The following is a 10,928-nucleotide window of genomic DNA, read 5'->3' on the forward strand; positions in this document are numbered from 1 at the left end:
AAATTCGTTTAGTTTAGGAGAAGCATAATGCCTCGCGTAAAACGTGGTGTACAAGCTCGTGCACGTCATAAGAAAGTTCTAAAACAAGCTAAAGGTTACTACGGAGCACGTTCACGTGTTTACCGCGTAGCTTTCCAAGCAGTTACCAAAGCTGGTCAATACGCTTACCGTGACCGTCGCAACAAGAAACGTCAATTCCGTCAACTTTGGATTGCACGTATCAATGCGGCATCTCGTCAAAATGGTCTATCTTACAGCCGTTTCATCAATGGCCTTAAGAAAGCATCTATCGAGATCGACCGTAAGATTCTTGCTGACATCGCAGTATTCGACAAAGCAGCATTTGCTGTTCTAGTTGAAAAAGCGAAAGCATCTCTATAATTTAGAGTTAGCTTAAAGGTTTAAGAAAAGGAGAACTTCGGTTCTCCTTTTTTATTGCCTGTAATTTGGCTCTTTAGAGATTCCCTCCTTCCCTCCATCCTTCCTTCCTTCCTTCGTCAGTCTAGGGAATGACGAGATGAAATTTCGCATCTAATTTTTATTCGCTTGAACACGCATTCTGGTATATAAACATCTACCTAACCTTTTAATGTTAAGCGACCGAAATAAATGACCGCACCTACCACTATGACGTTCTTCGAACGTTTTGAAACTGACATCCTTTCTGGCAAGAAGACGATTACTATTCGCGATGAATCTGAGCGTGACTACCAACCAGGCAGTGTTGTGGAAGTATCAACGCTAGAGCAAGGACGTGTGTTCTGTAATCTTAAGATCATCAGCGTTGAGCCAATTTTGTTTGATGACTTAGGTGAATTCCATGCTCAGCAAGAGAACATGACGCTGCAAGTACTCAAAGACGTGATTCAAGATATCTATCCCGGTATCTCTGAGCTGTATGTGGTTTCTTACGAGCTTGTGTAACCCGCTTTAAATGAAATTTGTTGATCACTACAGTGTTTAACTGCTGAGCAATAAGAAAGGGAATTCACAATGAGTGAATTACAGAACGAAACAGTTCAGAAAATCCTACTTCAACTTTATTGTCGTGAGCAAACTGAGCAGCCGTTAATTTCTAGAACTGATCTCAACATTGCTCTTTATGATAGCGAAGGCTTTCTAGCGTGGCGTGATACCAAGCGTGACTTTACTGTCAGTGATATCGAGAGTCGAGTGTGGGTGAAGAGTTGCCCCGGCGGCTATATCACTGAAGTGCACTTTAATGCTGACGGTTCTCTAACTGAATACCGTTTGTTCGATCGATTTGAAACAACAGGGCAGTGGCAGTTAGCTGACGGTTTGTTACTCGTCGAGATTCTGAAGGGTGACAACTGCTACCAGTTTGCTGTTGTGGCTCGTGCTGATCTTAATATTCATTCTGCGGTGGAATATAAAAATGGTGAGCTGCATTCGTATCTGAAATTGGTGCAGGCTGAGCGTTAATCCTTTTTAGTCGACCTTGCTTGCCCATTAAAATGAGTGATGTTCCAAGAATAAAAAGCCAACAGTGATGTTGGCTTTGTTGTTTTCAATTCTACCGAGTACTTCTAATCAACGCGCTATTAAGCAATTAAGTTAAACCATTAAGCTTTGAAGTTCGCCAATCGAGTATAAAGCTCGCTGTCTTGGTCTTGCTTTGCACAAACCGTCAGTAGGTCTTCAATAAAGTACTTCAATGCACGCGCTTCAATTCGGCGAATGCCTTGTTGCTGTTCTTCAGTTAGGTAACCGTAGATAGTCGCAGCGCCAAAGTCACCAAAGATCATTTGGCCTTGTTCATTAACCAAAGTGTTATGTGCGTATAAATCACCATGACAGACCTTGTTGGCATGAAGGTGTTCAAACACATCAATCATCTGATCTGTAATACTGTTGATCTGAGCAATTGAAAGCTCAAAGCCTTCATTGAACGTATCGCGAGTACAGCTTTCAAGAGTAGGGGGCAAACCGAGGTTGTAATAGTTGCTTGGGATAAGCTCCATGACTAACGCTAGGTAGTCTGACTCGTCGACTTGAGCGATAGACTTCACTAGGTTGCTATGTTGGCCTGCTTGAAGACACGCTTCAAGTTCATCATGTGGGTAACCGTCACTGGTCACTTCGCCTTTGAATACTTTAACGGCCACTTCTTGTGGGAAATCAAAGTCACCGTTTAACCAGTTAGCATGTGAAATTACGCCAGACGCACCTTGGCCAAGTACTTGATTCAGTGAGTAGCATTGTGAACTAACAGCAGGCACGCTATCTAAGCTGCTTGGGTGTTTGCAAAACGGGTTACCCGCAAACGCTAACCAAGCCAATTTTGGTAGCTTGATTAGGAACTCAGGGAATTCAGTCAGTTGGTTTGCAGACAGGCGAACTAGCTCAAGGTTGGATAGGTTTTCCATGCTTTCTGGTAACACGCGAATCTTGTTACCCGCCAATGCCAGTTTCTGTAGTCGTGGTCTTTCACCTAGTGAGCTTGGCAGAATCTCAATCTCATTGTCGGTCAGGATTAACCAACGTAGTTGAGTAGGCAGAGACTGCTCGCTAACGGTTTTGATTTGGTTGGTTTTGAAGCCAACCATTTCGAGCTTAGGAAGAGTACCTAGAACATCAGGAAGGTGCGTAAACAGGTTATTCGACGCGAAGATAATTCGCAGGTTAGTCAGCTGCGATAACTCTTCTGGTAAATCTGACAGTTGATTGCCTGAAAGGTCTAGAATCTCAAGAGAATCAGCGAGTTCTAAGATCTCTAATGGAAATTCGGTGAGACCTTCTGACAGTTTTAAGCGCTTAATACCTTTGAGTTGCCCTGATTTTAATTGTTCTAGAGTATGCAAACCTTAGCCTTATGAATAGATGTTCGAGGCGCGTAGTTTACTTGTCTCAATCGAGAAAGGCGAGTATCCGGAAGAATACTCGCCTAACTAAACTAAGTGAACGAATCTACGAAGGTTAAAGTCGTATATGGTTTTGGCTGACGCCGACCTCCTCAACAAAATCAGCATCATGACTGACCAAGATAAATGCGCCTTTGTATCCACGCAAAGCGGACGCCAATATTTGTTGTGAGTCTATGTCCAAGTGATTGTCTGGTTCATCGAGCAATAGAAGTGGGGTGTCTTGCTTGTGGCTAACGATCAACATCGCCAGTTTCATTTTTTCACCACCACTTAAATGTGCCACTTTTCGGTATACGGAGTCTCGTCGGAACCCTATTCCAGCCAACAAGATTCGTGCGTCACTCTCTGTTAACCCAAAGCTATGTGTCATCAAGCTATCGAACATCGTATCGTTGGTGTCTAACAGGCCAAAGTGTTGGTCCAAATAGACGGTCGCCCCCAAGCGCTTGATCGAGCCTTTATAATTGGCGTGTTGACCGTGAATCGCTTTTAACAGTGTCGACTTTCCACACCCATTAGCACCGGTTAGATAACACCGTTCCCCTTGTGATAAAGAGAAACTGATTGGCGCACCTGAGCCGTAAATAAGGCGGCAGTTCTCAACGGTTAACAAAGAGCTCTTTTTACTGCTATTACTTTGCTGTAGATACAAAGCTTGTGGTTTCAGCCGTTCCTTCAGTTCTTTAAGCGACTGAAGTTTATGTTGGTTTTGGTCAATGAGGTTCCTTTGGCTTGTCGCAGACGAGGCTTGGCTTTGTCCTGCTTTATCTTTCATCGCATCCAATAAGATCTTGGGTTGGCTACCTGACTTTCTGAGTCGGTTTCCCTGAGATTCTCGCTGCTGCGCCTTTTCCTTGTTGGCTTGAGCTTGACGCTCGAGTCGTTTCTTTTCGGACTGATGATGCGCAATCTGTTTGTCTAGCGCTTCGCTTTGGCTAGACACTTGTTTGAAGTAATCATCATAATTTCCTTTATAGAAATGTACGCCCAAGCTGTTTAGATGATAGATCCCGTCCATTTGTCTCAATAAGCTTCGATCATGGCTGACGACAAGTACCTTGCCTTCAAACAACTGGCATTGTTCTAGTAACCAATTGCGTCCATCGTTATCCAAATGGTTCGAAGGCTCATCGAGGATCAGTATGTCGTTATTTGATACGAACAGCTGATGAAGCTGTAACAGGGCGAGTTGCCCACCACTCAAAGAGCAACAAAGCGTGTTCAAATCACTAGTGATCTTGAGTGTACCTAGCAACTGCTGGGTACGTGTCTCTAAATCCCAATCATCTCCAACGATATTGAAGTGCTGCAGTTCGCAGCTACCTTGCTCTATCGCTTTTAATGCATCTAACTTTTCGGTGAGCCCTAAGAAGTCAGCGATGGTGATGTTGGAACCCAGTAGCGTTGATGGTAACTGAGAGTAAAAGCCTATTGAACCTTGTCGCGAAACACTGCCTGTTGTGGGCTGTTTTTGCCCGATCAGTAACGAAAGAAGTAGTGACTTTCCAGCCCCATTTCTTCCGACTAGGCCGGTGAGGCGAGTGCTCAAATTAAAGGTGATGTCTTTGAATAACCACTCACCAGTATCGAGTTGGAATGAGAGATTGTTGGCTAATATAGTAGGCATAAAAATACCTCCCTTTACGTGTAAACGAGTAAAAGGGGTGAGGCGCTTTTTCTATATAGAACCCTACACAGAATTCTATGTATAGATCGCTGATCTGATTTCTGTCTTTAAGGTACTGATCTTAAAGATGTAGCTTGTCAAAAAACGGATCTTTAAGAGTTTGATTTGTCGCGAAAATAGATGACGAAGTAACGCCCACTAACCCCGAGTGTCCAAATGATTTTTATAAAAATAAATCGGATGTCAGGATGTTAGTACTTCATTATGGCGTTATTCTCTTTTGAAATGATGGTGGGATGGTACTGAAAGAGGGTGCTTAAAGTCAATATGGTGATGTGATTAAAATGTATCCAAATAATTAAAGCGCCTCATGCCTATATAGATATAACCATGAGGCGCTTTAGAGTGTTCTTTGAAGGCAAGTGCTTCAACGAATGTGGAAATTACAGGTTTTGTCCGCCGACAGCTCGCCAGCACATATCAAAGCTATCGCTGATGTACTTGGCTGACTGCTCTGGTGGTAACTCATTCTGTTCAATCAACCAGTTTGCACAAATCAAAAAATGGCTGTGGATGAAGTGCCTAACAAGGTTGATGTCTAACACCATCAGTTCACCAGTTTCTTGTCCTTTCAAAATGATCTCGTCTAATGATGCGAACATCTGTGAGACGATGACTTCTCGTGTTTGAGTCGTCGGATCGAAATGAACATTAGTGAAGAACTTCATCGCAACTGGATTTTCTAACGCCCATTCAAGCCCTGTAATCCACATGAACTTAAAGGCTTGGTAGCGATCTTGTTCAGCGATTTCTGTGTGCTGGTCAAGGGTAGAAAATAGCTCTATTTTCAGTTCACGAAACAGTTCATCAATCAGTAGAGATTTGTTCTCAAAGTGATGAAACAGTGTCGCTTTTGCTACGCCTGCTGTTTTCGCTATTTGTCCTGTAGATGTGCCCTCTAGCCCCTGTTGAGAGAAGAGCAAGAGGGCAGCATCTAGGATTTTTTGCCTTTTCGTAATCATCTATTTAGTACTTTGAACAGAATCTTTTTAATTGGGTTGTTGTAAGGAGGGTGCATTAACTTGGTGAAGTTAATTTTTCCTCTACTTAGAACAGTTTTTGCATGGCTAAAGGTCTTAAAGCCTTCAATGCCGTGGTAGTGTCCCATGCCTGAAGGGCCAATGCCACCGAACGGCGCGTCTTCTGCTGCCACATGCACTAGCGAGTCGTTAATACAAACACCGCCAGAATGCGTATTCGATAAGAACTGGTCTTGAGTCTGCTTATCATGACTCATCAGGTACAAAGCAAGTGGACGTTCTCTTGCTGTGATGTAGCTGATCGCTTCTTCAATAGAATCATAAGGCACGATAGGCAGAATAGGGCCAAACAACTCTTCTTGCATTGCGACCATGTCGTCGTTCACTTCGGTGAGAAGGTGCGGCGTCATTCTGTGGTTTACATCGTCTTGCGCTTGTTCGGTGACGGTGTGAACGACTGCGCCTTTAGATTGAGCATCTGTAATCACCCCCTTCAAACGATTGTATTGACGCATATCGATCACTGAAGTTAAGTCTTTGCTCTCAATGCCTGCTTTATACAGCTTTTTGAAGTATTGCTTATAAGCTGTGATGAACGCATCGACTTTTTCTCGTGGCAATAAGATGTAATCGGGCGCCACACAAATCTGGCCAGCGTTTAAGCTTTTTGCAAACAGGATGCGTTCAACGGCGTCAGCCACATCAAAGTCGGGAGCAATAATCGTTGGAGACTTGCCGCCTAACTCCAAAGTTACTGGCGTTAAGTTGTCGGCTGCTGCTCTCATGACGTGCTTACCCACAGAGGTCGAGCCTGTGAAAAGGATATGGTCAAACGGGAGCTGGCTAAATTTAGCGGAAACATCCGCTTCACCTTCGATAATCGCGACTTGATCTTCACTAAAGCCTTCGGCCAGCATGGCTTTTAAAACTCGGTTGGTCGCAGGAGTAAACTCGGACATCTTGAGCATTGCAGTGTTGCCCGCCGCTAACGCAGTGATGAGAGGACCTAAAGAGAGCATTATAGGAAAGTTCCAAGGAACGATAATGCCTACAACGCCCACAGGCTGATAATGAACCGTGATCTTTGCTGGCGTCAGCATCAAACCGGCTTTGCGGCGTGATGGCTTCAACCACTTCTTAAGGTTCTTATCACTGTAATTAATTTGGTGAAGAGAAGGGGTGATATCAGCAATCAAGCTGTCGTGTTTTGCGCGATGACCATAATCTTCAGACACTGCGTCAATCAATTGCTCTTGGTAGTGTATTAGCAACGCTTTTAATTCCGAGAGGTTTTTTCTTCTCTGCTCAAGCGTTGGATTAACATTACTGCGGTAGTGATCTTTTTGTCGGTTGAATATTTTATCCATGTCGTTGATGTTCGACGTGATTGGTTCAAGGTCTAGATTATGGCTCATAGTATCCCCTAAATTCGAAAGCTGACCGATTGGTTGGTCAGCTGAAATTACAAGAAGATCGAACCGAATACAAGATATGCGCGAGAAAAGTTCAAAAATTGAGCGGTTACAACATTGACGTGAGCGAGTTTTAGTAGGAAGAACGAAGTGTTTATAGGCCTCGAATCGTGGGATACAAGTAGTGTTTGTAATAGCGAGAGTTCAGATTGGGAAGTGGTCATATTTGTCAAAACCCTGACTTAACTTGACCTGATTAGCCAAGAATTTTATGTGTCTTTGGTATTTTATTCACCTGATTTTTTGTTAGAAAGTGCTTTAAATCTCATGCGCTTCAGCCTGTTTTTTGGTCTAAAACCTTGTAATACCTTACCTGTCACTTTAAGTCGGATCGACGATAAAAAAACGTAATCGTAACCACAAATATCAATGGTTGGACTCACTCTTAATAATATCGGTTAATGCAGCCAACAAATCGTTTTCGAACGTTTTTTGTTGGGTTATACCTCGCTATTCCAATGAGGTATCTTCTGTCGATGGCCCTATAGTGTGAGGTCTCTAGAATTGGAAAATTCGGTTAATTTGGAACGCATCCGTGCTGAGTATAATGTAAAGCACTGGAGCCAAGGTTTTTATGGAATTGATGATAACGGCGAGGTGTATGTTTCACCGAGCGAAACCGATCATCAAGTTCCGCTTAGTCAGATCGTAAAACAGTTAGAGCAGCGAAATATTGGTTTGCCTGCTCTTGTGCGTTTTCCTCAAATAGTGCACCAACGTGTGCACAATATCTGTAACGCATTCAACCAAGCGATCGACGAATATCAGTACGATAACCGTTACCTACTTGTTTACCCGATTAAAGTTAACCAACAGAAAGAAGTGGTTGACGAGATCTTAGCGAGCCAAGCTCAATTAGAGCAGAAGCAGCTTGGTTTAGAGGCGGGCAGCAAGCCTGAACTATTAGCGGTATTGGCACTGGCTCAAAAAGCGAGCTCGGTGATCGTGTGTAACGGTTACAAAGACAGAGAATACATCCGTCTTGCGCTTATTGGCGAAAAGCTGGGTCATAAAGTATTTATCGTTCTAGAGAAGCTATCTGAGCTTGATCTTGTTCTTTCTGAAGCGAAAGCGCTTGGCGTGAAACCTCGTTTAGGTTTACGTATTCGTCTTGCTTCTCAAGGCGCAGGTAAATGGCAAGCAAGTGGTGGGGAGAAGTCGAAGTTTGGTTTGTCTGCATCACAAGTGCTTACCGTTATTGAACGTTTAAAAGCAGAAGACCAACTGGATGTTTTAGAGTTAGTGCATTTCCATCTTGGCTCACAAATGGCCAATATTCGTGATGTGCGAAATGGTGTGAGTGAAGCGGCACGTTTCTACTGTGAACTGCGCGATATCGGTGCTCAATTGAAGTACTTAGATGTTGGTGGTGGTTTGGCTGTGGATTACGACGGTACACGTAGCCAGTCTTCAAACTCAATGAACTACGGCTTGCTTGAATACGCTCGAAACATTGTGATGACAGTAGGGGATATCTGTAAGCTCTACAATCAGCCACAACCTGTGATCATTTCTGAATCTGGTCGTTCATTGACTGCGCATCATGCTGTACTTGTAACCAATGTTATTGGTACAGAAAGCTATTCTCCGGAAGACATGGCGGCTCCAGAAGCTGATGCACCAATGTTGCTAAACAACATGTGGAAGAATTTCTTAGAATTAGATGCAGGTAACGATGATCGAGCGTTGATCGAGATCTACAACGACACGCAGAGTGATATCGCAGAAGCGCACAATCAATTTGCCACAGGCATGCTGAATCTTCAGCATCGTGCTTGGGCAGAACAGATGTCTTTGCGAATTAACTATGAACTTAGTTCTCGTATGAGTACTAAAAACCGTTACCACCGTCCTATTTTGGACGAGTTGAGCGAGCGTTTAGCCGACAAGTTCTTCGTGAACTTCTCGCTGTTCCAATCGTTACCAGATGCTTGGGGTATCGATCAGGTATTCCCTGTATTGCCTCTAAGTGGTTTGGATAATGCGGACGAGCGACGCGCTGTGGTATTGGATATCACCTGTGATTCTGACGGTACGATTGACCAGTATGTTGACGGTCAAGGTATTGAAACAACGCTGCCAGTTCCTGCGTGGAACCCTGATGAACCCTACCTAATGGGCTTTTTCTTAGTAGGCGCATACCAAGAGATCTTGGGTGATATGCATAACCTATTTGGCGATACCCACAGTGTAGTGGTGAATGTTGATGAAAGTGGCCAAGCGAATATCGACTACATCAACGAAGGCGATACGGTTGAAGACATGATGCGTTATGTTCACATCGATACGGATCTGATTCGTCAGAACTACAAAGATTTGGTCACGGCGAAAGTACCAGCAAAAGAGCAACAAAGCGTGCTTGAAGAGTTAGAGCAAGGCTTGATGGGTTACACCTATCTTGAGGATTTTTAATGAACGATTTATTTACCAAACCAGATTACTCGCTGTACTCCAACGCGATGACGTTTATGCGTCGTCCATTGGTACAAAACCCAATTGATAACGAGGCTGATGTGGTTGTGTTGGGCGCGCCGTTAGATATGGCGACCTCGGGTCGTCCGGGCGCTCGTATGGGGCCTGATGCGATTCGTCGTGCGTCGGTAAACTTGGCGTGGGAAGGCAAAAAGTTTCCTTGGGACTTCAATGTATTTGAACATACCTCGGTGATTGATGCTGGCGATCTTGTGTTTGATTGCGGTGATGCTGAAGATTTAACTCAACGTTTAGAAGCAGCCGCAGATGCGATTCTAAACAGCGGTAAAACATTGTTAGGATTAGGTGGCGATCACTTCATTACATTGCCTTTGCTAAGAGCATACGGCAAGAAGTACGGTGAAATGGCTCTGATTCATTTTGACGCGCACACTGATACTTACAGTCAAGGCAGCCGTTACGATCACGGCACTATGTTCTACCATGCGCCAAATGAGGGTTTAATATCGCCTGAGCATTCTGTGCAAATTGGTATTCGTACAGAGTATAAGCAGGAAGGTCACGGCTTTAATGTCATCAATGCGATGCAAGCGAATGACATGAGCGTGGATGAGATCATTGCTCAAGTAAAAGATATTGTTGGCGACAAACCTGTTTATGTAACGTTTGATATTGATTGTCTGGATCCTGCGTTTGCACCGGGTACGGGCACGCCAGTGTGTGGTGGTTTGAACTCAGATAAAGTGCTCAAAATCATCCGTGGCTTACAAGGTATCAACATGGTTGGTATGGATGTGGTAGAAGTGTCTCCAGCGTATGACCAAAGTGAGATTACCGCATTGGCTGGCGCGACGATTGCGCTTGAACTGCTTTATGTTTGGACTGCAAATCGCCTCGCTAAATCATAGTGTTTGATTGTTAACAGCGTAACGCTACATACTGATTTTAAAGCCCACTAAGGTTCAACTTAGTGGGCTTTTTTATTTTTGGTAGTGGACAAATAGAGTAACTCATCGTTGGAAATGAGCAGCTTCTCCCTGTTATGAATTAATGCGCTATCAGGTGTGCCTTATGCAAGTCGTTTAATTGATTCTGGGTAGAAATACATCATCTTTACGCTGGTTGTTGTCTCAAGTATGGGACTTACCTCTGCTTTGCTGTTAACGCATATCTCACCTCTATTAATGCCCCATATTCGCTAATGATTTATCAACTTTATTACTGTATATATTTATAAAACGAAGAGGTGCAATTACATTGTGCGTTTATTTGCATATAAATCAGCATCCTACTAACTTTTAACTCAGATTTTCAAACCCCAGCCAGAATCCCTAGATTTTTGAAAAGACGTCTCGTCGCACAGACATGGCATTTTTTATGGGGAAGACTAGGCTTAAGGGTACGTAAACTATAAAAAAACAGGTGAAATACTTCTCTCTTTTCAAGCCGATTGGGCATAACAATGGATTGC

Annotated in this window: 9 protein-coding genes; 5 read left to right on the forward strand and 4 right to left on the reverse strand. The window is 43.6% G+C overall.

What is annotated here, in order from left to right:
- Window positions 1–27 precede the first annotated feature (27 nt).
- From rplT to AACU28_RS14990, 3 genes are all read left to right on the forward strand, one after another.
- Entirely contained in the window at window positions 28–381 is a 354-nt protein-coding gene (rplT, locus tag AACU28_RS14980) for a 50S ribosomal protein L20 (protein ID WP_004733517.1), read from the forward strand.
- 228 nt (window positions 382–609) lie between these two features.
- Window positions 610–924: a N(4)-acetylcytidine aminohydrolase gene (gene yqfB / locus AACU28_RS14985; protein ID WP_017086672.1), complete on the forward strand. Its 315-nt coding sequence runs from the start codon at window positions 610–612 to the stop codon at window positions 922–924.
- Window positions 925–993: 69 nt separating this feature from the next.
- Complete coding sequence (locus tag AACU28_RS14990) at window positions 994–1,443, forward strand: hypothetical protein (RefSeq protein WP_121603142.1); 450 nt, start codon at window positions 994–996, stop codon at window positions 1,441–1,443.
- Between the two features lie 140 nt (window positions 1,444–1,583).
- Here AACU28_RS14990 and AACU28_RS14995 read toward each other — a convergent pair whose 3' ends face one another.
- The 4 genes from AACU28_RS14995 to AACU28_RS15010 all read right to left on the reverse strand — a co-directional run bounded on the left by AACU28_RS14995 (window position 1,584) and on the right by AACU28_RS15010 (window position 6,967).
- The gene (locus tag AACU28_RS14995; RefSeq protein ID WP_121603143.1) at window positions 1,584–2,822 is read right to left on the reverse strand and encodes a leucine-rich repeat-containing protein kinase family protein; all 1,239 of its coding nucleotides are present in this window, start codon (window positions 2,820–2,822) and stop codon (window positions 1,584–1,586) included.
- Between the two features lie 115 nt (window positions 2,823–2,937).
- The gene (locus AACU28_RS15000) at window positions 2,938–4,512 is read right to left on the reverse strand and encodes an ATP-binding cassette domain-containing protein (RefSeq protein ID WP_121603144.1); all 1,575 of its coding nucleotides are present in this window, start codon (window positions 4,510–4,512) and stop codon (window positions 2,938–2,940) included.
- Between the two features lie 443 nt (window positions 4,513–4,955).
- Window positions 4,956–5,534 carry a TetR/AcrR family transcriptional regulator gene (locus AACU28_RS15005; RefSeq protein ID WP_108151148.1) on the reverse strand — a complete coding sequence of 193 codons (579 nt, stop codon included), beginning with the start codon at window positions 5,532–5,534 and terminating at the stop codon, window positions 4,956–4,958.
- Window positions 5,531–6,967 (reverse strand): coniferyl aldehyde dehydrogenase, encoded by a 1,437-nt coding sequence (locus AACU28_RS15010; RefSeq protein WP_121603145.1) that lies wholly within the window; start codon window positions 6,965–6,967, stop codon window positions 5,531–5,533. Before AACU28_RS15010 ends, AACU28_RS15005 begins: the two co-directional genes overlap by 4 nt.
- 561 nt (window positions 6,968–7,528) lie before the next feature.
- On the opposite strand from AACU28_RS15010, the gene speA reads away from it, so the two are divergent.
- Both speA and speB read left to right on the forward strand, forming a co-directional pair.
- Window positions 7,529–9,436 carry an arginine decarboxylase gene (speA, locus tag AACU28_RS15015; RefSeq protein ID WP_121603684.1) on the forward strand — a complete coding sequence of 636 codons (1,908 nt, stop codon included), beginning with the start codon at window positions 7,529–7,531 and terminating at the stop codon, window positions 9,434–9,436.
- Window positions 9,436–10,365 carry an agmatinase gene (gene speB, locus AACU28_RS15020; protein ID WP_121603146.1) on the forward strand — a complete coding sequence of 310 codons (930 nt, stop codon included), beginning with the start codon at window positions 9,436–9,438 and terminating at the stop codon, window positions 10,363–10,365. The genes speA and speB overlap by 1 nt, the downstream gene beginning before the upstream one ends.
- Window positions 10,366–10,928: the final 563 nt, after the last annotated feature.

Origin of the sequence: Vibrio sp. SBT000027 (genome assembly GCF_963894355.1) — a bacterium.
Lineage (GTDB): Bacteria > Pseudomonadota > Gammaproteobacteria > Enterobacterales > Vibrionaceae > Vibrio > Vibrio splendidus.

Coding starts and splice junctions, on each gene's coding strand:
- speB (WP_121603146.1), top strand. CDS start 9,436: ATGAACGATTTATTTACCAAACCAGATTACTCGCTGTACTCCAACGCG.
- AACU28_RS15010 (WP_121603145.1), bottom strand. CDS start 6,967: ATGAGCCATAATCTAGACCTTGAACCAATCACGTCGAACATCAACGAC.
- AACU28_RS14990 (WP_121603142.1), top strand. CDS start 994: ATGAGTGAATTACAGAACGAAACAGTTCAGAAAATCCTACTTCAACTT.
- AACU28_RS15000 (WP_121603144.1), bottom strand. CDS start 4,512: ATGCCTACTATATTAGCCAACAATCTCTCATTCCAACTCGATACTGGT.
- yqfB (WP_017086672.1), top strand. CDS start 610: ATGACCGCACCTACCACTATGACGTTCTTCGAACGTTTTGAAACTGAC.
- rplT (WP_004733517.1), top strand. CDS start 28: ATGCCTCGCGTAAAACGTGGTGTACAAGCTCGTGCACGTCATAAGAAA.
- AACU28_RS15005 (WP_108151148.1), bottom strand. CDS start 5,534: ATGATTACGAAAAGGCAAAAAATCCTAGATGCTGCCCTCTTGCTCTTC.